A 24,414-nucleotide genomic window follows, 5' to 3' on the forward strand; every position below is an offset into this window, starting at 1 on the left:
TCCTCCACTAGATAGAAATGGGACTACAAAAACCTCATATATCTAATTTTCGGTTTATCAGATTATCTTGTATTCCCGTATTCGATGAAAATGAGTTTACCTGTTATTCAAAAAAGTGAAAGAAATATTGTGAGAGCAGGAGTGCTGCCCAGTCTGTTAACCGTAATTGTTTTACTCATTACTGTTAGGGCTTATGCATTTTCAAGACTTACTCATTTTTAGGACTTACGTATTTGAGGTACAAAATCAAGTACAATAAGCACTTGTTGTTTGAATTTGCGTTTTAGATCTTTAAAGGTTTAATGCTATTGGTTTTTCAGTTCAGCTACGTAAGTAATAAATATTACTGGTCTACCCGGTTTCCGGGCTGTGAACCAGGACCGACCACACCCTTCGCGCGCTCTCTTACTATCTCCTCAGCATCGGCAAGAATCTCTATCTGGTATCCTTTCTGGACAGATATTCAATCATCTCGTCCGGGAGTACTCCCTGGATCTCAAATGAACCGTCAGCAAGCTGCTTTGCCGTCTGGCCAAAGACATCAAGGCCGTAGAGGCGTTGAAGGTCACGCAGCCGATCCCATATATCGGTGCGAATCCTTACAATATAATGACCCACACAAATCATCCTTCCTCCAGGTAATGATTCGACAAGTTCTCCAGATCCAGTATATTCCTGAAAGAATCAACTGTGATAGGTCAGCTCTCCAGCAGAGATTGTCGTAGATGTTATACCCGATGCTACCCATTACCAGGTGACATAATACTTAGCGTTTAGATTCAGAACTTTATTTATAAATATGTTGGTTATTATATAAAATAGACTTATAAATAGCACCATTAGTAATATAGGATCATCATAATTCAAAAATAGTAAGATTGTTCAAGAACCTTAAGGTGATTCAAAATCATTAAAATGCCAGAAAAGTCAGGATAAGGATCTTCAATATTTATTATAATAAAAAATCGTTTACATTGAAAAGCCAGGGCTTCCTAAAGAGGAATGAAAATATTAAAAAAATCTTGTGATTAAAAAATTCCAGTAAGTGGAAACTTCAGAAAGCGAATGCAATAAATTCATATTGAGCAAAACCCTATTTTCATAGGGGGTTCTGATGAGAGAAAAGCGCTTTGTTTACATGGACCACGCAGCCACCACCTTCACGAAACCTGAAGTCATTGAAGCTATGCTGCCTTTTTTGAAAAAACATTTCGGAAACCCTTCTTCTCTGTACTCAATAGGGAGAGAAGGTAAAGAGGCAGTGGAAAACGCCCGTGAGCAGCTTGCAAAGGCTTTGGGAGCTAATCCTGAGGAAATATATTTCACCTCTGGAGGAACTGAGTCCGACAACTGGGCTATCAAGGGAACAGCTTTTGCCAGAAGGAAGAAAGGAAAACATATCATTACCACGCCGATCGAACATCATGCCGTGCTTTATCCCTGTGAGTATCTGGAAACTCAAGGTTTTGATGTGACCTATCTGCCTGTGGACAGGTACGGACTTGTAGATCCGGCAGAAGTGGAGGCCGCAATCAGGGAAGATACCATCCTAATATCGGTGATGTATGCAAATAATGAGATAGGGACAATAGAGCCAATTCCTGAGATAGGTAAGATTGCAAAAGAATATGGGATTCCTTTTCATACCGATGCCGTACAGGTAATAGGTAAGATTTCCCTCAATATGGAAAAGAAAGACAGGAATGTAGATATGCTTTCCCTTTCCTCCCATAAGTTTTACGGACCTAAGGGAGTAGGAGCACTATATCTACGAGAAGGAACAGAAATCGACAACTATATGCATGGAGGCGGCCAGGAACGCAACAAACGAGCTGGAACAGAGAATGTTGCAGGTATTGTGGGATTGGGAAAGGCGATAGAACTCGCAACACCAATGCTTGAGGAGCACAATGTGAAAATGAGAAAAATGAGAGACCGTCTACTTGCCGGAATCCTGGAAATTCCTAGTTGTAGGCTTAACGGGCATCCCGAAAAGCGCCTTTCGGATAACTTGAACTTCAGTTTTGAGTACATTGAAGGTGAGTCCCTTCTTCTCATGCTTGACGCGATGGGGATCTGCAGTTCTACAGGCAGTGCCTGCTCGTCAGGTTCTCTAGATCCCTCACATGTACTCAGGGCAATAGGATTGCCTCCAGAAATAGCTCAGGGTTCTCTTCGCCTGACCCTTGGGGATGAAAATTCCGAAGAAGATATTGATTATGTACTTGAGGTCTTGCCTGAAACCGTTGAAAAGCTTAGAGCTATGTCTCCTTTCTATAAACCTGAAACTGCATGTAAAAAATAAATTGAAAATGTACAGGAATGTGAGAATTGGGGGAGTTTTGTGTACAATAAAAAAGTCATGGATCACTTCATGAATCCGAGAAATGTAGGGGAAATTGAAGATGCTGATGGCGTTGGGGAAGCAGGAAACCCACATGGGGACCACATGAAAATTTTCCTGAAAATTCGGGACAATAGAGTTGAAGATGCCAAGTTCAAGACTTTCGGTTGTGCGGCAGCAATCGCATCCAGTAGCATGGCAACTGAACTGATAAAAGGAAAGACCCTCAAAGAAGCCTGGGAGCTTACAAACGAGGCAGTCGCTGAGGCTCTTGAAGGATTGCCTCCAGGCAAGCTAGAGTGTTCAGTTCTTTCCAGAGAAGCAATCCACAGCGCAATAAATGAATACCGAAAAAAACAGGGTCTTGATGCCCTTCCTGAGCAGACCTGATCAAAGAATAATAGAAGATACTAACCTCCGGGCTTACCGAAACGCCTGTTACCTTATTAAGTATTCTCATAATAAGGTCATCAAAAGCCTTTAATCTCCTGCATTCCATATTTTTGTACTTCTTTATCGCAAACTTGATCTGGTATTCTCCCGATGATGCTCTATGAAAAAAATAGGGATTGTCATCACTGACCCGGAGGACTGGACAACCAGAGCACTTACTGACGCAGCGAGAAAAAAAGGTTTTTCTCCTTTTGTTCTGGATCTCAGGGCTGCAGAGGTCAGCATAAATTCGGCAGCGGAGGAATCAAAAGCTGAGAAATCAGCTACAGTCTTCAAAGTAGGGGATATAAAGCTCTCTGACCTTGACGCGATAATTGTAAGAGATGCAGGTGCAGGGACTTTCGAAGGGGTATCTTTCAGGTTTGATATCCTGCGTGAACTGGAAGACGAAGGGGTTCCTGTCGTCAATTCCCCTGAAGCTATCCGGAATGCCGCAAATAAATACCATGCTTCTTATCTTCTGGCAAAAGCCGGACTGCCTGTACCTGAAACCGTAGCCGTGCAGGATTTCGAAGCAGCTCTAAAGGCAATATCAAGATTTGGAGATGCCGTCATAAAGCCCGTTTTTGGATATAAAGGAAAGGATATTGCAAGAGTAAAGAATGGTGAAGTCCAGTTTTCAGATAAAAAAGTAGAACCATCGTCCCTGGAAACAACTCTCAATAAGCTGCTTCAAGAAAGAGGTATGCTGTATATCCAGGAGTTCATAGAGAATCCGGGAAGAGATATCAGAGCTTTTGTCGTTGGTGGTAAGGCTATTGGAGCAATTTATCGCAAGGCAGCATCCGGCTCCTGGGTCAATAACCTGAGTCAGGGAGGAAATGCAGATCGGTGTGTGCTCACAAAAGAACAAAAAGAGCTTGCTGAAAAGGCTGCCTTGGCAGTAAGCACAACTTTTGCTGGTGTTGATATTATAGAAGGGTTGACTGGAGATCTTAATAATGAAATTGAGTTTAATTCCAGCCAAACTGAGGGAAGACCTAAAATTCTTGAAGTTAATGGAACACCTTCAGGAAAAGGTATTTTTGATGCCTGGGGAATAAATCCTGCAGATTATATCATAGAACATATCCAAAATACCTTATGAAATAATTATAAATGATGTTGGTCATAATATCAGCAATATATCGATTCGAATTTGTAGATTTCTAAAATTGCTTAATATTATAATATTTGGGCCCGGATCGATCAAAATACAGATAATTGGAAATAAATATAAAAATTGGGATATGAAAAAAGTTCGGAGATTATCATCGAAAACATTTAAGAAACAGACTGACCTTCAATAAGCCCGAGGCAAAAGATGAGTGAATATAAACAGTGTATAGTTACCCGGGATGACCTGAAGCTTTCCAAAGGTAAGTTTGCAGTACAGGTAGCTCATGCTGCCATTTCTGCTGCCGAGTGGGCAAGCAAAAGTGATCTTGAAAAATGGAAGGAAGGCGGGCAGAAAAAAATTGTCCTCAAAGTCCCTACCCTTAAGGACCTTTATGAGCTTAAGGAAAAGGCAAGAAGGGAAGGGTTACCTACTGCTCTTATACAGGATGCAGGACTTACTGAAATTCCTCCGGGAACGGTTACAGTCCTCGGAATAGGGCCGGCAAAAGAAGAGCTTATAGATAAAATTACGCGGGACCTTAAACTTGTTTAAGTGCGAGGAACCTGAAAACCATGTTTGGGAAAACTGCACTAAAATTAAACCGAGCCGAGGCTATCTAAACGATAGCTCCTCCGATTAGGAAAGAGGTTCTGTCTGTGTTCAATTCAGGAGGAGATCATGAAGAATTCAGGAGGAAAAGAGGCAGCCTCAATAATTGCTGTTTTATGCGTATGCCTTGTACTCGCAGCACTCACCGCTTCGGATTCTATAGAGAATTTTAGAGATGAGGTAACAGATTATATATCCTTAGGCCTGGGTTCCGGAAGCAAGAATGGCGCTTTTACACCTGAACCGACTTCATTTACTTTCCCGGCAACACCCACATATTCCCCCAGAGAAAGCGAACTAACTCCCATCTTGAGAACTCCATTGCAGCCTGGTTTTTCCCTGAACAGCAACTATCAGACTTCAGAATTTTTCCAGGGAGGAATGGGCTATGTTAAAATCAGCATAAAAAATGAAGGGCGAAACCCAATATTTATTGATAGGTACGGGGTTTCAGTTAATGCTTCCGAAAACCTAATTTATTCAGAGGACTGCGGAGTTTTGATCAATCCCGGTGAAGAGCAGAATCTCGGAGTAATTGCAGTTCAGATCCCTGAAGAAGAAAGAGCCAATTTCAATATTATCCTCTGGTTGCTTGCCTCGACCTCAGAAGGAAAATGGCACGACTACGGACCATATCCCCTTAAAAACTTCACTGTAAACCTGAAGCCAATGCCAGAAAAATCGAATCCTGTGTACCGATACAATCCCTCATCTTACTTTGAAACCATAAATAGACTTGTGGAGCCAGCCGAGCCTGATGTAAGGAGTAAGGCAGCCCAGGTGGCTCGTTCATATCCAGGAGCATATAATATTTATCAGGTATGTGCCCTCTTTGACATGGTAAATGAGAAAATAGAATATGTCAGCGATCCTAGAGGTAATGACATCTGGGAGCCTGCCAACGTGACTCTAAGAATAGGAGCCGGAGACTGTGAAGACCAGGCAATTCTCCTTTCGTCCATGCTCGAAGCTGTAGGAGGCACAACCAGAGTTTACCTGACCAACAGCCATGCCTTTTCAGCGGTTTACATTGGCAATGGAACCGATGTGACAAATGCTGCAGTCGAAGGGGTCAGGGCATATTACGGAAACGTTGATGTGAATTACCTGACCGATGAATACGGTTCCTGGCTTATGCTCGACCCGACTTCAAGCCTTTATGCAGGTGGACTTCCTGGAAAAACTGCCCAGGCAAGAGTTAAAGCCGCTGAAGGAAATGAAGCATGCAGAAGTTGGACTTTCGTAAACACGAGCGAAATAAAGGCTATAGATATCAACCCCAGATGGCCTTTATAATTTTCACCATATATGTAATAGAGGAGTGTTTTTAACCCATGCAGGTGCCGGAAATTGAAAAACAGATCGGAATAAATCTTTACTCCACAGATACTGACGGCCTAGGAGGGCAGCTTCGCCAGGAAGTGGAAGATTTTATTGTTAGAGAGATTACGAACCGAAAGGAAGGGCAAGAAGGGAAATACCTTATTCTTGAACTCGTAAAACGCGACTGGGATACACATCACCTGACCCGGACTCTCGCAAAAATCCTCCAGATAAGTCAGAAGAGAATCAGCGTTGCAGGCACAAAGGACAAACGTGCACTTACCACTCAGAAAATCAGCATTTTTGATATTGACACCCTGGAAATTGAGAAGATCCATTTAAAAGACATAGAGCTGAAAGTCCTGGGCCGCTCCCGAAAGTCCGTTGAACTCGGAGACCTGTGGGGGAACGATTTCAGAATTACCGTCCGAAATATAACCCATTCGCGGGAGGAAACAGACAAACTGCTTGAAAAGACTACAAATGAGATCCTGGCTCAGGGCGGCGTCCCGAATTTCTTCGGGATACAGCGCTTCGGCTCTGTACGCCCTGTTACACATCTGGTAGGAAAAGCTATTGTTGAAGGAGATTTTGAAAAAGCTGCCTTGCTCTATATCGCCGAACCCTTCCCAGATGAGCCGGAAGAAACAAAGGAAGCCCGCCAGTTCGTTAAAGAGACTCGCGACTTCAAAGAAGGATTAAAAACATATCCTCTCCGCCTTGGGCATGAAAGAGCAATGATGAACCACCTGATAGCAAACCCGGACGACTTTGCAGGCGCTTTTCTTGTTCTCCCGAAAAACCTCTACAGAATGTTTGTGCATGGCTACCAGTCCTATATATATAATACAATTCTGTGTAGACGAATCGAGAAGGGACTCCCCTTAGACGAAGCTGTAGAAGGCGATATTGTCTGTTTCAAGAATGAGCTTGGCCTGCCGGATTCTTCAAAGACCGAAAAAGTCACAGCAGAAACCGTAAATGCCATGAACCGCCTGATTAAAAGAAACCGGGCCTTCATAACCGCCCCCCTTCCGGGATATAATACGGAGTTTGCTTCTGGTATTCCGGGAGAGATCGAACAGGCAGTTCTCGATGAATTTAAAGTTCCTCTGCAGGGTTTCAATATAGAAAAAATTCCTGAAATGAGTTCTAAAGGCATTCGCAGGGAAGTTATTCTACAGGTTGAACCAAAATTTGAGGTTGAAGATGATGAACTGAACCCTGGAAAGTCAAAGGCTGTGCTTGAATTCATGCTGCCAAAGGGAAGTTACGCAACAACCGTACTCCGAGAGTACATGAAGGTAGATCCTCTGCAGATGAGTTAAGAGCCGATAACTCTAGCAAGCCGGATTGGAAAAGAATTTGTCCGTAGGAAAAACGGGTTGTTAAAGGCAGCTATCTATTCATTTTAGTTCGGGAAGCTATCAGTTTCCCAAAACTTGTTGTACCCTCAATGCTCACAATGGAAATAGTGGGCTATTATGACCTCAAAAAGGATGATGTAGTTTTTGCCCCCTTGGCACCGTTGTCCTTAACTACTTTATGCAGGGATTTCTGACGGTAGTGTTCTCGGGAGCATTGGTTCATTTTAGTTGTTGGGAGTTAATGCACTCTCAGAAGCAGGGCAATGACCTTCTTCACTTACAGGTTTTCTACTTCTGAAAAAACCAAACTCCTGCCAGAGCAAGCCCAATACGACTATTAAAATCAGGAATTCCGCAGCCGGGGTTGCGAGCCAGACACCATTAAGGCCAAGTAAGGGAGGTAAAATCAAGAGCAAGGGAAGGAGGAAGAGAAAAACTTTTCCGAGCTGGATGAAAAGAGCGGATCTGACCTTGTTTATGGACTGGAAATACACTGAACCGAGCATAACCGTCCCCTGGGCAAGGAGGGAAAACATGAAAATCTCCATACCGTTAAGGGTAATTTCCAGGAGTTCGGGGCTGTCGTGGTTGAAGATATGGATAACCTGTTCTGGAAATATTGAGAGGAACAGGAACCCGGCTGCTCCGGTCCCGAGGCAAGAGATGAAAGCCATCTTCAGGGTCCCGGCAACCCTGGAGTAACAGCGGGCCCCATAATTGAAACCAATAATTGGCTGGGTGCCGACTGCGATTCCTTCAAAGATCAGGGAAAAGATCGAGAAGACGTAACCTATGATACCGTAGCCTGAAACCGCAAGTTCCGAGCCGTATCTGAGCAGCATGTAATTGTTAGTAAAGAGTAGGAAGAAGGTTGAAAACTGCATTGCAAAGGAGGGGAGACCTATTTTCATGATCCTGATAATAGTTCTCGGCTCCAGGCAGAAAGCCCGGTGATTTAGCCTCAGTCCGGCCCACCTGCTGAAAAGGTAGAGTGACAGAAGTATTCCGGAAATGGAAAAAGCGATTACCGTGGCTACGGCAGCCCCTGTGACTCCCATTCCCATGCGCATAACAAAGATGTAGTCAAGACCGAGATTTATGAGAACACCCACAACCAGACATATCATGGCAAATCCTGGTTTTCCGTCGTTTCGAACAAGTGGATCAAGGGCAATTGCCAGGAGCATAAATACCGAACCTGCAAAAAGGACACGGAGATAAGCATTTGCCATTGCAAAGGCCGTGCCGGAAGCTCCCAGCAGGCGGAGATAAGAGTCCGAAAAAGCCAACCCGAAGGCAGTAAGCCCTATTCCTGCAAGTAAGAGCAGGGGAAAAGCATTATGTACAAGCCTGAGGGCTTCCTGAAGATCGCCTCTCCCACGGGCCAGAGCCACAAGACTTGAAGTCCCGATCCCAATCATATGGCCTACTGCAACTATGGCTATAAGTGCAGGAAATGCAAGAGTCACTCCTGCAAGCCCCTGGCTGCCCACCGCATTCCCGATAAAGAAACCGTCAATGACTCCCTGGATTCCAGCAACAATAAATCCAATAGTTGCCGGTAGAGCGAATTTCAGAAAAAGCTTTCCGATGCTTCCATACCTCATTTCCTGTTCATTAATCATGCTTTTTCCTCTTCGAGTCCAGAAGCGATTTTCTCAAAGATTCTTTCCAGAACCCCAAATTCTTCTTCATCCAGAATTTCCCGGATCTTTTCAATAAACTTCATATCAGCCCAACTTTCGATTTCAATGACCCTTTTTCCTTTATCAGTAAGCTCGAGCAAACAAGCCCTTCCGTCCTTCGGGGAAGCCTTTGTTTTCAGCAGGCCTTTATCCACCATTTTAGAAACCATGTTGCTGGCAGAAGGTTTGCTGACCTCCATAGCCTTTGCCAGTTCGGATATTGTGGGATTGCCCAGGGAATTAATTTTCCTTAGGTAGAGGAAGATGTTGTAGGTGATATCACTGTATTCTTCTAAAAATTCATGTTCTTTTAGATTTTTTTGATAATAATGATCCATTTTTTCAAGAAACTTGGAAATTTCCATTTTCGCTCTCCATAAAATGAAATTCAAGATATTTAGTTAGGCTAACTAACTTGTTAGTCGATTAATATATAAAATATTCTTCGGCTAAAAAATAGAATTGAAAATTCGCTTCTTCATTCCAGGACAGGTTCTGCAGGAAACAGTGTATCAAAAAACTCTCTCTTCAAGATTGAAATCTTATAGTTATATGACATCTACGAAATATAGGTAAAGTGGAATTCAAGAATATATTGGAAATTTACATTTTCATTCAGATGTAGGAAACTAATAATCCTATTGGGAAAATTAAATTCAAATATTTTTCTTAAATATCAACTATTTCTCTAAGAAGACAATTCAAGTTAACTGCCCAGCCCTCCAAATCTGACGATTTGTGAGAAAACTGTTTCCTTTGCTATACTTTATAATTTTGCTTACAAGTCTACAGACTCTTCTAGACAGTTGTATAATATGAAGCAAAACTGTCAAATACTTTATAATTTTGCTTACAAGTCTACAGACTCTTCCCCTGAAACCTAGATCCAAATTATTAATCAGTAGAATTATAATATTTTTACTATGACGCATGAAATTTTTTATTTGAATAAAGATATTAGAATGCATTTTTTATGTCAATATTTTCATAAAGTGGCTCATGTCAAGGCTAATTGAAAGTTTTTCAATTCCTTTTTAATATATACAACTTTAAATAGTATGAGTACATTATTAATTGTTGGAGATGAATAACCTTCTAATTATATACGTATACAGGTTTAATTGATCAATCTGTAAAGCCCTTCCCATCAATCTCATAAAACGGGGCTCTAGTAGTCGGTTATGAACATAAGCTGTTTGTTTTTAATAACCGGTTGTTGGACTTAAAACGGAAACAATCCGCTATATCACGTAAAAACGTTTTTTTATTAACTTTAAAATTTCAAAACGAAACAGGTTACCGTATAAATATATCAACAGTGTATATATTTAGCAATTGTTGTCAGTTTTGAAAGATAATTATAAAAGTATTCTTTAAAGGTCTAAAAATAATCATCTTAATATTTTTTAACTGACAAACATATCTATTAAATTAAAAGTATGAAGGGGTTATCATGAAAGACTATGAAGTAAAAGTGCTGGACGAAAACGACCACATTTTTATTGAAACGTTAAGAAACCTTGGAATGTCCAGAAATGTCGCTACAACTATGGCATATCTTATGAATGTTGACGAGGCTTCATCCCGTGAAATAGAAATCAGTACAGGATTAAGACAACCCGAAGTAAGTCTTGCAATGAGACTGATGCGCAACCAGTCCTGGGTTAGCGTTCGTTCGGAAAAGAAACCTGGGAAAGGACGCCCAATAAAAATCTATGCTCTTGCAGCTCCAGTTGACGAGATCATCAGTTATTACGAAGACAAAATATACAAAGAATCTCAGGCGACCATCTCAGCAATTAAGAAGCTGAAGGTTATGAGTAAAAAGGTGCCTCTTACTCCCACAAAGTAAAGACCCTCAAACTAAATTTACTCCATAATGGCTGACAATTCTTCTCTGGAATTCGACCATTATGGAAGTAAAAATCCTCTTAAAATTTTTCTCGTCATTTTTCGCCCCTGTTTTTACTTTTTTGGATTTTTCTGCTTCTAATAAACATTCGCGCTGAAAATTGACTTCATTTAAGACTTTTTTTACCTAATATCGTACCTTTTATTGTTATTTTTCTAGGCTTAATTACCTTTTACTTCTAACAGCTCTTTCTTTATGAATTTCTTTTTAGCTCCTTTTATCCCCCTTTAACTACATCTTAAATCGGTCTGCTTGAGAAAGGAGTGAAAAAAGAAATTGTGTTCCCAAAAAGGGAAAAGAGCAGCGTGCTGTTGTGATTATATAGAAACTCATAGAAAATATTTAATTTTCCATGATCCTGACACGCAATTTGGGAGGAAATAATGTTTAAACTCAAAGAAAAGCTTCCAATAATGAAAACTCTAAACAGGGACTTTTAAAAAAGGTGGAAAAAAGAAATTGTAATAAATGAGAGGTTCTGCCTTTTGCTGGCAGGTCAGCCCCCTGTGACAACTCGGAGGATTGTTAGCCTATCGGAACTGACTGCCCCGTCAAGGGGAACAGCATTCCCTTCATTTAATACAAGTACTGTTTCCTGATTTATATCCAAAGTATTAAGCAGGTCTTCGTAGGTAGCGCTTTCAGCTATTTCTACGGTCTGCTCAGAAATCTCTCCAGCTTGGATTGTTATGTGTACTTTTTTACTCACTCTATTGATCCACCGCCGCTTACCTGAATTTCGCCTACGATTTCCTTTATTAACTTCTGCTCCAGTTCATATTCTTTTCTGATGCCTTTCCGTTCTGCATTTCTCTTCTGGAACTTTCCTGTCATTTTAGATCTCCTTACGATTTTTCAGGTTTGCAACATAGTTGGTATAGATCTCTTCAAGCAGACTTGTCTCTCTGTCTTCTCGAGATGTATATCCAATAATTATAATGATTTTTTATTTTAATTAATTTTTTGGTTGACAATAAGTTGGTTAACATATATACTTTCAAACTCTATAGTAACCATTCACTCTAAACAAAAGGTTAAACCATAGGTTAACATTGAATAAGATATCATTCATAGTATTGACAATAAAAGACAAAATGTTAATATTTAGAGACTAAGTTAGTAGATAATTATTCAGAAACTAAAGTTTGTTTGAGTAACTAGTCAATATAATAAATATTTCAAACTCAAAGCAAAAAATTTTAATATAGGATCAGTCTGGAAAAATGGCGCTAAAAAAGAATAAGTAAGGAGAAAAGACAAAAAACTTTAAAAGCTTATTTTTTTCTTAAAAGTAAATAGATTTGGAAATTGACTCGGATAATATATATACACCAGCCGGGATTCGAACCCGGGTTCGAGCGTTGGCAACGCCCGGTGATGACCGCTACACTACTGATGTTCTATGATGGTGCCCAGACCCGGATTCGAACCGGGGACAACTGCCTCTTCAGGGCAGCGCTCTCCCACTGAGCTACCTGGGCAGGCAGATAAGTTTGATGTCTATGTAAGAGTAATAGCCTGCTTTCATTTTCCGAAAAAAGCTCCGGAAAATTTTTTAGTGGGCCCGCTGAGATTCGAACTCAGGACCTCCGCCATGTCAAGGCGACGTCATAACCGTCTAGACCACGAGCCCATTAGCTTGTTGCTTACGTTTTTCGCACCAAAGTGCAACTCCATAGTACGCATCATCATTTATATAAGTTTTGGGTGGTTTGGATTACTTCTATATCAATCAGCCTCGAAAGACAAAGGACTTTACACTCTTATCAAGTGTTTTTTCGCTGTTACCTCATACTTTGAAATCCCGGCTCAAATTTATCCTCTGCTCAATCCTTAAAAATCTTTCATTCCTTATTTCCTTCTTTACTTATTTTATTCTTTACTAATGGCCTCTTTTTAATCTGTTTTTTAAACACTATTCTAGGAAATCCTACCCCTTTAAGAACGAACATGTCACTAAAATAGGATGAATTCAATATCCCGGGTGAGGGAAACATGAACGGAGCATTTGATAATACAGGGACGTCCCGGACAATCTCGGAAATCCAGAATAAAATTGATGAGGGAAACGCAGTTGTTCTTACCGCTGCGGAAATTAGCGAGAGAATTCGAGCAGGAGAGGAGATAAAGCTCGAAGACGTGGATGTTGTAACAACTGCAACACGCGGCATTATGAGCGGAACTTATGCCGTACTTTCGTTCAAAGTTTCAGAGCCTGACTCATTTGTAAAGGCATCTGAAGTCCTGCTAAACGGCGTGCCGGCAGTTGTAGGTCCCTGCCCTAACGAAAGGCTTGGAATTTTGGACCTAATCGTACTCGGAACCGCTCACAGTAAGTTTGATCCTAATTACGGAGGCGGACACCTGTTCAGAGAACTGGTAGAAGGAAAAAACGTTAAAGTTGATGTGACTACCAGTGAAGGAAAACGCTTCTCGGTAGAAACGCGGCTATCCGATATCCCCTATGCGAAACTCAATGCAACAAGACATGCTTTTAAGAATTATAGGGCATTTGTAAATCCCGGAAAAGAGCCTATCAAAACTATCTTCCATGCCCTGCCGTTTGAAGGTGAGTTTAAGGAAATGACGTTTTGTGGCTGTGGCGAGTTAAATCCAATCGAAAACGATCCCAAGCTAGAGACCATAGGAATCGGAACAAGAGTACTTTTCAATGGAGCGGATGGATTTGTTACTGGGGCTGGCACTCGAAGCGCTCCTGATAATCCTAACCTGACTGGTTTTGCGGACATGCATGACATGACCCCTGAGTACATGGGAGGCTTCAAAACTTCTGCCGGCCCTGAAATAATCAATACCTGGGCTGTCCCGATTCCGATTCTTCACGAAGGAATACTGGAAAATATCCTGAAGCTGGATAAGAAAATCCCGCTGAAGCTCGTAGACCTAGCAGGGCGAATCCCACTTTGTGAAATCACCTACGGGGATGTATGGGATAATGTGGACATGAATATTAAGTACGAGCCCGAAAAATGCCTTAATTGTAAGGATTGCCTTGTAATCGAAGCCTGTCCCATGGGTGCGGTAAGCCGAGGAGAAAACGGAGCTGTACACAGTCCGGAATTTTGCTTTAACTGCGGGCTCTGTATCTCAAAGTGCAGGGGGGAAGCATTCAGTGCAAACCTGGGCTCTGTCAGGTGCGCAACCGGAGGCTGCCTCAGGGACATTAAGGTAACCTTGCGCCAGTCCGATCGCGCAAGGGCAATTCTGGCGGCCGAAGAACTCAAAGAGAAAATTCTCACAGGAAGATTTAGGCTTAGTGAGCCTGTAGAAAAAATAAGCTGGAGAGAGTGACAACGTTCTTCTCTCCTTTACATATTCTTGTAACTTGTGATTTTTATTTTTAGATGCTTGTTTTCATAATCCCTTTGTTTTTGAAATATCTTCGGCCTTCAGGCTTTTAAAGCCTCTTTAAAACGTTTTGTAACCTCTTCAGGGCTCAGGGGGATATTGGGAGCTTTTGTATTTCCAGGCTTCAGGATTACATGGATAAAGGAAAGTTCCTGCATGGCACGAAACTTCCTGAAAGCTTCTATTAACCCCTCTGGACTGTTTACTTTAGCCGTATTCTGAATTCCGCAGGCTGTTGCAAAAGTTTCCAGGTCAATATAACGAAGGGCGCAGGTTTCCTGCGAACCTGTAGAACCATATGCACCATTGTCAAGGCCGATAATTATAAGATTTTTCGGGGCTTCTCTGGCAATTTCGAGCAGGGCATTGGGATTCATAAGCAGGCTACCGTCCCCATCAAAGGTCACAACCGTCTTCTCGGTTAGAAGAGCAAGGCCAAGGCCTATCGACGAAACGAGCCCCATTGAGCCAAACATATAGAAATTGAGCTCCCTGTCCTTGCAGGCATAAAGTTCCTTGCAGGGAACCCCCAGATTTGTTACCGTAATTTCGTCATCAAGTTGAGAAGCAATTGCGCAGATAGCATCATTCCTGAGCATTACTGGCCTGAGTGTTTCCCTTGTAAGATTAAAACTGCAAGTTCTTTCCATAAGCTCCGGTTTTTCGGGCAGTCCCGCCGCTTCCCAGGCACAGCAATCCGAACCTTCCCAAACTTTCGGGGAAATCAGGGCTATATGTGGCCTGAGGTTCTCAAAAGCGTCTTTTATCACGGTTTCAAGGAGAGGGAGTTTTTCGGCTTCGTCAATTATTGTATATTCCAGCCCTGCTCCTTCAAGGATTGCCGGGAGATGGGACCCAAGCGGAACCTGGGCTTCGATTCCTTCAGCGTAAACCCCGCGCCAGCTTGCCAGAACAGGTAAGGGGATCCTGCAGATTACATTCAGGGATTCCAAGGCATTAATCATATTTCCAAGCCCTGTGCTCTGGATAAGCATCATGGGCTTCCCCCCTGCAAGGTAAACCCCGGCACAAATGCCCACACCGTTTTCTTCTCTTGTTAACCTGATTTCAGGAAAATTCTCAGAAACCAGGGGAAGCAGGTTTTTAATCCTGTCACAGGGAAGAGTTGCGGCAAAGTCGATACCTGCCTTTTTCATTATTGCTATGACTTCTTCTTCCGGATTTGCCATGCACATGCCTCTTCAGCTTTCTTTTTCATACATTTCTTCTTCAGAGTTATTTCGCATTCAGAGATTAAGTTCTTCTAATGGAATATCAGAATTTTTGGCAGTAGTTACTGGCTCGATCTGGTAAAGTGTGAAGTCTTCTTTCAGACGTTCGTATCCTCCGCCTGCAAGATTCAGAAGAATAGTTTCATCCTTTCCAACGTTTCCTGCTTCCACGGCTTTTAATAGGGAAGCGGTCGCAACTGCTGACGGGGGCAGGATATCGATTCCTTCCAGGGATTCAAAAAGGGCCTTAGCTTCAAGGGCTTCTTCTCTAGTAATTGAGTACATTATTCCGTCGGTATCGACAAGCGCATCGTATAACCCGCCCGTGACCCCATACGGAGGAGTACGGTTGGTAAGCACGGTAGCATAGGTTTCTTCTACCTGTTTCTTTGCATCCTTCATGTCAAGTTCTGGAATAATTTCTCTTCTTTTTTCTTGCCAGGCATTGTACATGGGAACAAAAGGAAGGTTTTGGGCAAGCTGAAGTTTCGGGAGTTTTTGTCCGAATCGTCCATCGGCCCTGAGGCGTATTGCAGCTTCCCATACTGAAATTCCTCCTGTACCGCTTCCTACTGCCTGGAAATAGTGGTCAGGCATTTTTCCTATAGTTAATGCTGCATCCAGCATTACAGTGCCCATTCCGTCTCTTCTGGCGATATTTCTTGCTCCGCCTTCGGAAACCATGCCAGGCAGCTTTGCAATCCGGCCTGCGAGATTAATAGCATCAGTGTAATCATTTCCTGGACTCATACTGATGAGATGAATAGATTCAGTGGGTTCTTCAGGCAGCCATAGATTCGAAGCTCCGGAATCCGGTACAACTATATAGACATCAATTCCTGTCAAAGCCGAGACGTGCGCAAAGGCCCGGCCGGTATTTCCGGCAGAGGCAAGTACTAAGGCTTTTCCTCCGGTCTCTTTCAGGAGCTGCATGGTTGGGTGGGCTTCTAGCTCTTTAAAACTGCAGGTTTTAGTGAAAGCCTCCCTTTCAGGCCAATAACCGCTGAACCCTATATAAAGGTTTGAAAGCCCGAGTTCTCTGGCAAAAGCTTCACTTTTGTAAGTTATAGGTCCTGCATCCGTAGTAAGTTCTTCCTGAACTGGAAGCCAGGAATGGAACCTTCCAATGCCTGGCTGGTTTCTTAGTTCCAGTCTTTTTTCGGAGTAGTTCGCCCGCAAAAAGGAGTCGTCATTCTCACACATGAGCCTGTATTCCTGGCCATATTCTTTTCCGCACTTCAGACATTTCAGTTTAAATCTTCCCATCGCTATCAAAGAAAATTGGGTTTCTTATTAAAAATACATTCCTGAAATATGTATAAAATGGCCTTTTTGTATTACATTTTTAAATTAGTTGCCTTATCCGGATATTAAACCTTACTAATGAGAAGAGAATCACTTTATCGGATTAACAAATGAGTAAAATAAAAAGAGGTAGTTGAGAGAAGAAAGGGTTGAGGAAGTAGAAGAAACTAAAAGTAAATGGGTAATTAATGTTAAGCAGGTAATTTATATCAACTCTTCTCTTTTACTTAATAAAAGACCGGCGGAGTAACTCTCACATTTTCATAACTCTTTTTCACGCCTTTGGGAGGATAAACAAAGGTAAGGCTATCAGATTGTATTCCTAATTCGTAAGGATCACACAGGTAGTTTCCGGCCTCTTTCCTAGAAATGTTTAGTATCTGGAGCGAAGCACTTGTTCTCCCTATCTCCTTGACTTCCACGTTATCAAAGTCAAAGAAAATATCTTTTATCTTGGGCTCCAGATGTTTGCTTCCGAAAAGAAATATGTAAGTCTGAGCAAAAGGACTCAGATGGTATTCAATACTGATGTCTGCATCAGTTTTACTGAATGCAATTTCCATACTGTCAAGGTGAATATACTTCCCTTCCCTGAACTGATCATTATCAATTCCCGGGGATACCCTTGCAGCCATCAGCACAGCCGAGATTAACAGGGCGATTGTAATCATAGCTTTTGTTTTCATAGCTCTTACGCAGTAATTATCTTTTATTCTAATATCTCTTTCCTCTGTTTTTGCAATAATGTTAAATATTGCCAGATTGAAGCTACCCCTGATTAACTGGCAATTTCCAGTGAGGTTCCAGTAAGATAAAAACGAGAATACAAATAAAGAGACTAAAAATAATGAGACTCAAATAAGGATACCAAAATAATAACGAGACCAGAAAATGAGCAAAGAATTTAACTTCGTGTGCCCCAAATGCGGGAACACCTCCTACGAAACCGGTGAGATCCGCACCACAGGCGGCTTTCTCAGTAAACTCTTCGATGTCCAGAACAAGAAATTCACTCATGTCACCTGCAAGCGCTGTAAATACACCGAATTTTATCAGACAGACAGTAGCATGCTGGGGAATATTTTCGACCTGTTCACATCGTAATGAGCCAATACAGGAGTTTTTTGGCGAAAATTATTTTTTACTCCTTTTTTGTTTTTTGACCGTCTATTACTTGGGACTAGAGAGTGGCGTCTTTACGGGAGCTTTTCACGCTCGACGAAGGAGAGCGGCCTTTTCATGAATAAAATCCAAGCAAAAGAATCAGTAAAAACAAAATAAATAGAGAAGATTGGGATTATTCTCACGAAGCCTACACATTATTAGTCCTGAGATTGATTTCAATTATTAGGGATGAAAAGAAAAAGACATTTTTCTTTTAATTCTTCAATTTTATGCTCATCAAGATTCTGAATATGTTTATTTGTTAAAGGAGAGAATTGTTTTATTAGGGAGATTTCAACATCCTCTGTTTTTTCTCAATACTTCCCCTTTCTTTTATAAGCATGCATTTCAATTCATTATGATCATTACAGGAGTTTATTCTGTTAATTAGTTCCACAAATTCCCTGATAAAATTCGTTAGCAGGATCTTTAAATAGAGATTCTTCTATAGCTTTTAAGGAAAGAACATGAATTTTCAAGGCTTCTTCGTACTCCCCCAAGGCCCGAATTATATGTCCTTTTATGGTTTGGACATTTAGAAAAATATCATTTGCTTTCGCTTTATTTGCATCTTTTTCAGCTAATTCCAGCTCTTTTAAGGCTTCCTCTGGCTTGACTGTTTGCATTAAGAATAAGGTCTTTTGAAAATGTCTTTCAGCTGAATCTCTCAAACTCTCTGACATAATGAAAAAATAAATTCAGGATAGCTTAAACATTGTGTTTTTTACTATGAAGTTGTAGCAAAAAATGTAAGAATAAGAGATAGTTTGCTTCTCTTTCTTTGCACACTGGGAAAAATCGCGCAGATGGCGCGTGGACAAATTCGGGTTCAGAAGACTGATTACAGTTGTCACGAATTAGATTTTAGACAATTCAATATTCTCCAGCTTGAAACAGGACTCTTTTTCTAATTTTTTAATTCCAGATCGTTTTGTTCAGATTTAAGGAGTCTCACTTAAACCCAAGTTTTCTAACAATTTGATGTTTATTGATTTCTAAAGAAGGTATTTGGGAAAAAGTAAATACGTAGATAGAGAAATAATTGAAGAAAAAGATCTAAAGAGTGAGGGGGAAGGGTAGAATCGAGATTCTTGAAATTAGAAAACGAGAAAAAATATACCTCCTGCTTGTGAGTATCTTTCTCGCAGCTATCCTCTTTTATACATTATATATCGGCCAGCTTCTCTGGGGCATAGTTATTGATGTTCTCATTCTGAGACTCTATTTCCTTATGAAAAGAGAAAGGAGTTACTTTAGGGAATGTCAGCTAGATGAAAAAGAAGCCGGAACTCCGCTAGATCCTCAGATGAGGAAGAGAGTTCGGCTTGCAAACATTCTTATTACTCTCTTCGTGCTTGGGCTGGTTGTTTATTCATACTTTACTTTCCAGTTTATCTCAGGAATCGTTGCAGGCCTGCTGATTTTGCTTTATGTGCACATGCTGCTGTTTTCAAAGGAGAACCTGTAAAAAGTTGAAGTGTTCGGATTTTTGCGGATTTTAAGAGATTATAGGCTCTATGGCGCTATCCTCTATGACTCAGCTCTCTATGATGCTGCCGGCGCATTTGAGATAAAAACCTTAAAGCCTTTCCGAATTTTCCGGATTTTCTTTTTCTTCCAAAGTTTCTGTTTTTTCCTGTTCTTCCAGGGTTTCCGGATTTTCCAGATTTTCAGGCTTTTCTTGTTTTTCCAAAGTTTCTGTTTTTTCCTGTTCTTCCAGGGTTTCCAGATTTTCCAGATTTTCAGGCTTTTCCTGTTTTTCCAGGGTTTCCAGTTTTTCAAGTCTCTCCCGGGTTAAAGCAATGGCATCTATAATAGTTGCGTTTTCGGGCTGCTGGGTGAGGATGTTTTCCTGCATGGAAAGAGCTTTTTCAAGGCTTCGTTTTGCAGTATCGCAGTTTTCCGGACTCTGCTGGATCAGGCATTTTCCAAGCTGACTGAGCGCGACTGCGAGTTCGGCTTGATAGCCCAGGTTGTCGGGCTTTTCTTCAAGAAGCTTTTCGTAGAGCTCAATCGCCTGCCTGAGGACTTCACATGCTTCTTCAAAAGAACTCATGTCCGTAAGGAGAGCTGCATAGTTGTTAAGGTTCTCGCCGGCAGCAGATCGGAAGACTGCATTTCCAGGCTCTTTTGCCAGAAGATTTACATAGGTCTCACGGGCCTGAGCATAATATTCGACAGCTTTCGAATTTTCGCCTTTCCTTTTAAGAAGGTTTCCGGTATTGCTCAGGGTTGTGCCCATGTAGTGCTGGTAATCGTTATTTTCAGGGTTAGTTTTAAGGAGTTCCGAACCTGCATCAAGCGCCTTTTCATAGGTTTCGAGGGCTTCATCATACTTTGACTCAGTATAAAAGATGCCTCCACGCATAAAAAGAATATAATATACGGCGTCGGTGGCTTTTGCTTTCCTTGCAGAGTCTTCGGCTTTATCTAGGGTTTCAAGGGCTTTATCCATCTTGCCTTTTCGGATCTGGGCTACGGCACTGTGAATTTGCTTTAGAAGGAGAAGATTTTTTACCTTGCTTCTGGACATAAGAGAAAAATGCCTCTTGTTTTTTTAAATAGCTGTCGATGCCGATTTATGAATAGCCGGCAGGACATAGCTTAGACTTATCTCCTAATTACCTCTAATTTAGCTCTGAAATGGGATGAGCTAGCGCTAAATCATTCTGAGCCAGTTTTGACTAACTCGGAATTAACTCGTATATATTTTTTAACTATTGGGATCCAAATCTAAATTGGCTCTAAATTAGCGAACAATGCTCAATGTATTTATAGAGGAATATCATAAAAGAGCTGAAACTATCATTAAGCAATGATTTGAAAATTGATTATCTATCGCGTTTTCGAGCCAAATAGGTAATTAGCAAATAAGTATATAATAAAAGGTTTCTATATTATACATTTAGTAGTAGGTTAATTTTATATACCGAAAGTCTATATAATTAGTCGAAATATGGATGGGGTCACAGTAAATCGAGAAATTCTTTATTGTGGCATCCCGCTTTTTGCCAATAATTTTATCATTAAATAGATCATTTTTTCGAAAACGTCAAGTATATATATCGATCAGTAACGTCTATTCAATAACGTTCGAATATGTGAGCTAACCATGGTATATAATAATAATCAGAACATAGACGAGTCTTCGGGGAAGATGGACGAACCCGCTCAAAATATTGGCGAGCCCGTTCAGGATGGAGACAAGTCTGCGGCCGACCAGAAGAAGGATGAATCCGGTGGGGGTATGACCGGGTTTGAATCCAATCAAGTTAAGGCCGAGTCTGAGTCCGATCAGGACATGGATGAAGATATTGATATCGGCTTCCAGTTTGAAAATACTTCTAATATCGATGTACCCAAACTTCTTATTGACCAAGTGCTGGGGCAGGAGCATGCCGTAGAAGTCGTGAAAAAGGCAGCTAGCCAGAGACGGCATATCATGATGATAGGGACTCCAGGGACAGGGAAATCCCTGCTTGCAAAAGCAATGGCAGAACTTCTTCCTAAAGAAGAACTCAAAGATATCCTTGTATATCCTAACATGGAAGACCTGAACAACCCCAAAATAAGGGAGGTTCCTGCCGGAAAGGGCAGAGAAATCGTCATGGCTCACAAAATGGAGGCCAGAAAGAAAGCCCAGGCCAGAAATATGCTCATGATGCTTTTTGTTGTGGGCATTATCATTTACTCATATTTTGTTGGTCAATTACTCTGGGGCATTATTGCAGGCATTATGATTCTCATGTTAACCCGCCAGTTCTTGCCTAAAGAAGAAATGATGATCCCGAAAATGGCGGTTTCAAATTATGACAAAGAGCACGCACCCTATATCGATGCCACCGGAGCTCACGCAGGGGCTCTGCTTGGGGATGTGAGGCACGACCCGTTCCAGTCAGGCGGGCTTGAAACTCCTGCTCACGACAGGGTAGAAGCCGGAGATATCCACAAGGCCCACAAAGGTGTACTCTTTATTGACGAAATCAATACTCTCAAGCTGGAATCCCAGCAGAGTCTCCTGACTGCTCTTCAGGAAAAGGAATACCCAATTACCGGGCAGTCCGAGAGAAGTTCAGGCGCTCTTGTCAAAACTGAGCCTGTACCCTGCGATTTTATTATGGTTTCTGCAGGGAACCTCGATGCCGTACAGAAGATGCACCCTGCGCTTAGGTCAAGAATAAAAGGTTACGGCTACGAAGTATACATGCGGGACTCCATGGAAGATACTCCTGAGAACCGGAAGAAAATGGTTCGTTTCGTTGCCCAGGAAGTTGTTCGGGACGGACATATTCCTCACTTCGATGAAGGTGCAGTGGAAGAAGTAATCCGGGAAGCCCGTCGGCGGGCAGGTAGGAAAGGCCACCTTACTCTCAAGCTTCGTGATCTTGGCGGGCTTGTACGTGTGGCAGGAGACATTGCCCACTCCGAAGGCGCTCCATTAACAACCGCAGAGCACGTACTAGCGGCAAAGAGAATCGCAAGATCTATAGAACAGCAGCTTGCAGACAGCTACCTGGAACAGCGCAAGGAATACGAATCATTCCTCAGAAGAGGGTCTGCTGTGGGCAGGGTCAACGGGCTTGCGGTCATGGGTGGAGACTCAGGAATCGTACTCCCTATCGTGTCCGAAGTCACCCCTGCAATTTCCGGAGCTGAAGGACGAATTATAGCAACAGGTAAGCTAAAGACAATTGCAAAGGAAGCAGTGCAAAACGTCTCTGCTGTGATTAAAAACATGACTGGTACGGATATATCCAGACATGATGTCCATATTCAGTTTGTAGGAACCTACGAAGGTGTGGAAGGAGACAGTGCATCGGTTTCCATTGCAACAGCTGTCATATCTGCCATCGAAAAGATTCCTGTAGACCAGACTGTAGCGATGACAGGCTCCCTTTCAGTGAGGGGAGATGTCCTGCCTGTAGGCGGAGTTACATATAAGATTGAAGCTGCGGCTCAGGCTGGGATGAAGAAAGTCATTATTCCAAAAGCAAACGAAGCTGATGTCCTTATTGAGAAGGCATACAAGGAAAAAATCCAGATCATTCCCGTTTCCTCCATTGCGGAGGTAATGGAACACAGCCTTGTGGGCCCGAAAAAGAACTCAATTATCGAAAAACTCAGAAATCTTACAAAGCTAAGCTTCGATATTCCTGAGGTTTCACCCGCTTCCGTACAGGCTAAGAATCTTTTTGGGTGCAGGAACTGATCATGACAGGCATTATGCAGGACATTAAATTTTATGACTGCAGGGTAATTGAGGGCAGCTCCACCTCAATTATTCTGGATAACGGAAAGATCGAAGAGATATCCAGAAACTTTACACGGGGGGCCGGTGTAAGGGCCCTCTGTGGTGGTTCTTGGGGTTATACGTCTGTGGAAGGAGAGATCGACCTCAAACAGGGCGTTGAGGCGGCCTCAAAACTTGCTTTTTCTATGAATGCAAATACCCCCAAGGAAGACGTAGAACTTGCAGCTATAAACCCTCCGGAAGTAGAGAATCTCCCTGAAGTCAGAATTGATCCAAGGGATGTCTCCATTGAGGAAAAAGTCGATCTTTTAAAAAGCATAGAAGCCAGCGCGAAAGTAAAGGGCATCAACAGTACCAAAGTAATGTACCTGGAATCCGAGTTTAAAGTTGAATACAGAAGTTCTGATGGTATTGAATGTGCTTATGAGCTTCAGAACGTCGGCTTTGCAGTTTCGGCAGTTGCTTCGGAAAACGGAGTATACCAGGCAGGCAGAGAAAGCCGCTTTGGATACGGATACGAACTCTTTGAGAAAGAGAACGTGCTGGAACTTGCCGGCAAAGCAGGAAATACTGCAATCGAACTCCTCAAAGCGAAGACCCCTAAAGGCGGAGAAATGCCTGTAATTCTTGACCAAGAACTGGCTGGCGTCTTTGCCCATGAAGCTGTTGGGCACGCATCTGAGGCTGATCTTGTGCTTGAAGGAGACTCAATCCTTGAAAACCGGATCGGAGAACAGATTGCATCCCCCCTTGTTACGATTATCGATGACCCTACCCTGCACGAGTTCGGATACTATCCTTTTGATGCCGAAGGGGCACAATCAAAAAGGACAGAAATAATCAAGGACGGAGTTTTCAATTCCTATCTCCACTCCCGGGAAACTGCAGCGAAACTTGGAGGAACTCCAGGGAACTGTAGATCTCAGGGTTATTCGATGCCTGTTGTCAGGATGAGTAATACCTTCATAGATAATGGAGATGCCAGGTTTGAAGAGATGCTGGAAGAGGTAAAAGACGGCATGTATCTCATAGGCTCGAGAGGAGGACAGGTGAATACCGGCGAAGGGATTTTCCAGTTCAATGCCGAAAAAGGATACCTGATAAGGAACGGGGAGCTCGCCGAACTTATACGGGACGTCTCTCTCTCCGGCAAAACTCTTGAGATTCTCAACCATGTGGCCCTTGTGGGCAACGACCTGAAAATGACTGCAGGCAGATGCGGAAAAGCCGGGCAGCTTGTATCCGTATCAGATGGTTCTCCTCACCTTGCGATCTCAAAAGCCCTTGTGGGAGGTGCCTGA

Annotated in this window: 22 protein-coding genes and 3 tRNA genes; 12 read left to right on the top strand and 13 right to left on the bottom strand. The window is 42.2% G+C overall.

What is annotated here, in order from left to right; translation table 11 throughout:
* Positions 1-435 precede the first annotated feature (435 nt).
* Positions 436-627, bottom strand: coding sequence for a hypothetical protein (locus tag BP861_RS09260; RefSeq protein WP_292374636.1), 192 nt, complete (start codon positions 625-627; stop codon positions 436-438).
* A gap of 487 nt (positions 628-1,114) precedes the next feature.
* Here BP861_RS09260 and nifS point away from each other — a divergent pair, with 487 nt between their 5' ends.
* The 6 genes from nifS (at position 1,115) to truD (ending at position 7,156) form a co-directional block, all read left to right on the top strand.
* The gene (gene nifS, locus BP861_RS09265) at positions 1,115-2,305 is read left to right on the top strand and encodes a cysteine desulfurase NifS (RefSeq protein ID WP_292374637.1); all 1,191 of its coding nucleotides are present in this window, start codon (positions 1,115-1,117) and stop codon (positions 2,303-2,305) included.
* 39 nt (positions 2,306-2,344) lie between these two features.
* On the top strand, positions 2,345-2,734 hold the full coding sequence (gene nifU / locus BP861_RS09270; protein WP_292374638.1) for a Fe-S cluster assembly scaffold protein NifU: 390 nt from the start codon (positions 2,345-2,347) through the stop codon (positions 2,732-2,734).
* 163 nt (positions 2,735-2,897) lie between these two features.
* A complete protein-coding gene (mptN, locus tag BP861_RS09275; protein WP_292374639.1) occupies positions 2,898-3,884 on the top strand; it encodes a tetrahydromethanopterin:alpha-L-glutamate ligase in 987 nt (328 codons plus the stop codon).
* A gap of 216 nt (positions 3,885-4,100) precedes the next feature.
* Positions 4,101-4,448, top strand: coding sequence for a peptidyl-tRNA hydrolase Pth2 (pth2, locus tag BP861_RS09280; protein ID WP_292374640.1), 348 nt, complete (start codon positions 4,101-4,103; stop codon positions 4,446-4,448).
* A gap of 126 nt (positions 4,449-4,574) precedes the next feature.
* Positions 4,575-5,801: a transglutaminase-like domain-containing protein gene (locus tag BP861_RS09285; RefSeq protein WP_292374641.1), complete on the top strand. Its 1,227-nt coding sequence runs from the start codon at positions 4,575-4,577 to the stop codon at positions 5,799-5,801.
* 38 nt (positions 5,802-5,839) lie between these two features.
* Positions 5,840-7,156, top strand: a complete 1,317-nt coding sequence (gene truD / locus BP861_RS09290) for a tRNA pseudouridine(13) synthase TruD (RefSeq protein ID WP_292374642.1) — start codon at positions 5,840-5,842, stop codon at positions 7,154-7,156.
* A gap of 263 nt (positions 7,157-7,419) precedes the next feature.
* Here truD and BP861_RS09295 read toward each other — a convergent pair whose 3' ends face one another.
* Complete coding sequence (locus BP861_RS09295) at positions 7,420-8,820, bottom strand: MATE family efflux transporter (protein WP_292374643.1); 1,401 nt, start codon at positions 8,818-8,820, stop codon at positions 7,420-7,422.
* Complete coding sequence (locus BP861_RS09300) at positions 8,817-9,245, bottom strand: MarR family winged helix-turn-helix transcriptional regulator (RefSeq protein ID WP_292374644.1); 429 nt, start codon at positions 9,243-9,245, stop codon at positions 8,817-8,819. Before BP861_RS09300 ends, BP861_RS09295 begins: the two co-directional genes overlap by 4 nt.
* A 1,088-nt stretch (positions 9,246-10,333) precedes the next feature.
* Here BP861_RS09300 and BP861_RS09305 point away from each other — a divergent pair.
* The gene (locus BP861_RS09305; RefSeq protein WP_048105677.1) at positions 10,334-10,732 is read left to right on the top strand and encodes a transcriptional regulator protein; all 399 of its coding nucleotides are present in this window, start codon (positions 10,334-10,336) and stop codon (positions 10,730-10,732) included.
* Between the two features lie 556 nt (positions 10,733-11,288).
* Here BP861_RS09305 and BP861_RS09310 read toward each other — a convergent pair.
* The 5 genes from BP861_RS09310 to BP861_RS09330 all read right to left on the bottom strand — a co-directional run bounded on the left by BP861_RS09310 (position 11,289) and on the right by BP861_RS09330 (position 12,425).
* Positions 11,289-11,501 (bottom strand): MoaD/ThiS family protein, encoded by a 213-nt coding sequence (locus BP861_RS09310; RefSeq protein ID WP_292374648.1) that lies wholly within the window; start codon positions 11,499-11,501, stop codon positions 11,289-11,291.
* Positions 11,498-11,626, bottom strand: a complete 129-nt coding sequence (locus tag BP861_RS09315) for a hypothetical protein (protein WP_292374649.1) — start codon at positions 11,624-11,626, stop codon at positions 11,498-11,500. Before BP861_RS09315 ends, BP861_RS09310 begins: the two co-directional genes overlap by 4 nt.
* 493 nt (positions 11,627-12,119) lie before the next feature.
* A tRNA-Gly gene (locus BP861_RS09320) sits at positions 12,120-12,191 on the bottom strand.
* 7 nt (positions 12,192-12,198) lie between these two features.
* Positions 12,199-12,273, bottom strand: a tRNA-Phe gene (locus BP861_RS09325).
* A gap of 78 nt (positions 12,274-12,351) precedes the next feature.
* Positions 12,352-12,425: transfer RNA gene (locus tag BP861_RS09330), tRNA-Val, on the bottom strand.
* 362 nt (positions 12,426-12,787) lie between these two features.
* Here BP861_RS09330 and BP861_RS09335 point away from each other — a divergent pair.
* Complete coding sequence (locus BP861_RS09335; protein ID WP_292374651.1) at positions 12,788-14,104, top strand: methanogenesis marker 16 metalloprotein; 1,317 nt, start codon at positions 12,788-12,790, stop codon at positions 14,102-14,104.
* Positions 14,105-14,202: 98 nt separating this feature from the next.
* Here BP861_RS09335 and comE read toward each other — a convergent pair whose 3' ends face one another.
* The 3 genes from comE to BP861_RS09350 all read right to left on the bottom strand — a co-directional run bounded on the left by comE (position 14,203) and on the right by BP861_RS09350 (position 17,384).
* Positions 14,203-15,351 (bottom strand): sulfopyruvate decarboxylase subunit beta, encoded by a 1,149-nt coding sequence (gene comE / locus BP861_RS09340; RefSeq protein WP_292374653.1) that lies wholly within the window; start codon positions 15,349-15,351, stop codon positions 14,203-14,205.
* Between the two features lie 57 nt (positions 15,352-15,408).
* The gene (locus tag BP861_RS09345; RefSeq protein ID WP_292374707.1) at positions 15,409-16,659 is read right to left on the bottom strand and encodes a cysteate synthase; all 1,251 of its coding nucleotides are present in this window, start codon (positions 16,657-16,659) and stop codon (positions 15,409-15,411) included.
* 266 nt (positions 16,660-16,925) lie between these two features.
* Entirely contained in the window at positions 16,926-17,384 is a 459-nt protein-coding gene (locus BP861_RS09350) for a hypothetical protein (RefSeq protein WP_292374654.1), read from the bottom strand.
* 205 nt (positions 17,385-17,589) lie between these two features.
* Here BP861_RS09350 and BP861_RS09355 point away from each other — a divergent pair, with 205 nt between their 5' ends.
* Positions 17,590-17,802: a zinc ribbon domain-containing protein gene (locus tag BP861_RS09355; protein ID WP_292374656.1), complete on the top strand. Its 213-nt coding sequence runs from the start codon at positions 17,590-17,592 to the stop codon at positions 17,800-17,802.
* Between the two features lie 443 nt (positions 17,803-18,245).
* On the opposite strand, the gene BP861_RS09360 is transcribed toward BP861_RS09355, so the two are convergent.
* Positions 18,246-18,545, bottom strand: a complete 300-nt coding sequence (locus BP861_RS09360) for a hypothetical protein (protein ID WP_292374657.1) — start codon at positions 18,543-18,545, stop codon at positions 18,246-18,248.
* Between the two features lie 380 nt (positions 18,546-18,925).
* Between BP861_RS09360 and BP861_RS09365 the strand changes: the two genes are divergently transcribed.
* Entirely contained in the window at positions 18,926-19,330 is a 405-nt protein-coding gene (locus BP861_RS09365) for a hypothetical protein (protein ID WP_292374659.1), read from the top strand.
* A 111-nt stretch (positions 19,331-19,441) separates the two neighbouring features.
* On the opposite strand, the gene BP861_RS09370 is transcribed toward BP861_RS09365, so the two are convergent.
* Complete coding sequence (locus tag BP861_RS09370) at positions 19,442-20,395, bottom strand: tetratricopeptide repeat protein (protein ID WP_292374662.1); 954 nt, start codon at positions 20,393-20,395, stop codon at positions 19,442-19,444.
* A gap of 579 nt (positions 20,396-20,974) precedes the next feature.
* On the opposite strand from BP861_RS09370, the gene lonB reads away from it, so the two are divergent.
* Together lonB and BP861_RS09380 are read left to right on the top strand one after the other, a co-directional pair.
* Positions 20,975-23,071 carry an ATP-dependent protease LonB gene (gene lonB, locus BP861_RS09375; RefSeq protein WP_292374664.1) on the top strand — a complete coding sequence of 699 codons (2,097 nt, stop codon included), beginning with the start codon at positions 20,975-20,977 and terminating at the stop codon, positions 23,069-23,071.
* Positions 23,072-23,073: 2 nt separating this feature from the next.
* Positions 23,074-24,414 (top strand): TldD/PmbA family protein, encoded by a 1,341-nt coding sequence (locus BP861_RS09380; RefSeq protein ID WP_292374666.1) that lies wholly within the window; start codon positions 23,074-23,076, stop codon positions 24,412-24,414.

The organism is Methanosarcina sp. UBA411 (genome assembly GCF_002495725.1).
In the GTDB taxonomy this organism is placed as follows: Archaea; Halobacteriota; Methanosarcinia; order Methanosarcinales; family Methanosarcinaceae; genus Methanosarcina.